The sequence below is a fragment of the Halalkalibacterium halodurans genome (assembly GCF_004376175.1).
Lineage (GTDB): Bacteria > Bacillota > Bacilli > Bacillales > Bacillaceae_D > Halalkalibacterium > Halalkalibacterium halodurans.
In genome coordinates this window covers 1-732 of sequence record NZ_SNUY01000166.1, presented here as the reverse complement: position 1 = coordinate 732, position 732 = coordinate 1, and the positions used below count along the sequence as shown (strand labels likewise).

General features: G+C 40.8%; 1 protein-coding gene. It reads left to right on the top strand.

All coding sequences use genetic code 11. From position 1 onward, the window contains the following. Positions 1-279: 279 nt before the first annotated feature. The coding region (locus E2L07_RS20635; RefSeq protein ID WP_134230540.1) for a transposase at positions 280-732 on the top strand (453 nt) is incomplete at its 3' end.

Sequence of the window (732 nt, the reverse complement as noted above, 5' to 3'; positions counted from 1 at the left end):
CGGCGTTATGATCGCTTGCGAAACCGTATTCTCTTGCATCATCCATTCAAACATCAGACATTCGGGGTAGGATAAGAGGGGCTCGCCCTCCTATGACACCCCAACATTTGACTAAGAACCTAAATTTAATTAATTCTTTTTTTAACAATAGAGTAAATTTCATAAATCTCAGACCTTTTGTTTCAAGGGTTCCTAGGCACAAAAAAGGAAGTACCTCCCCAAATCCAGTATAATGGTAGTCGACAAAAACATCCCAAAAAGACTGGAGGAGTACTTCCTATGACCATTATACGACAAATGAGTTTATTTAGCATGCAAGAATTATATGAGATGGAACCTACCCAACGTTATGACGCGATTTTTTCCGCTATTGATCTGTCTTCCATTGTCCACGAGGTGACGAAAAAATCTCACCTTGGGGCACCAGAAGCATTGAATTATCCAGCGATGGTTATTTCTATATTGATCCGTCTTGTCGAAGGAATTCCAACGATGAAGCACCTAATTAAGCGTTTGAACGAAGACCTAGCCTTTAAGAGAAATTGTGGTTTTCTTGTATCCGATTCAGTTCCATCTGAAGCATCCTATTCTCGACTTTTAACGAAGCTTGAGAACTCTAACATTTTAGCTGAAGTTCAGGAAAAAGTGATCCTCCAAGCGATCGCTGAAGGGTTTATTACCGATGACACGGTAGCGATTGATGCCACACATTTTGAAGCGCGTGATCAGGCT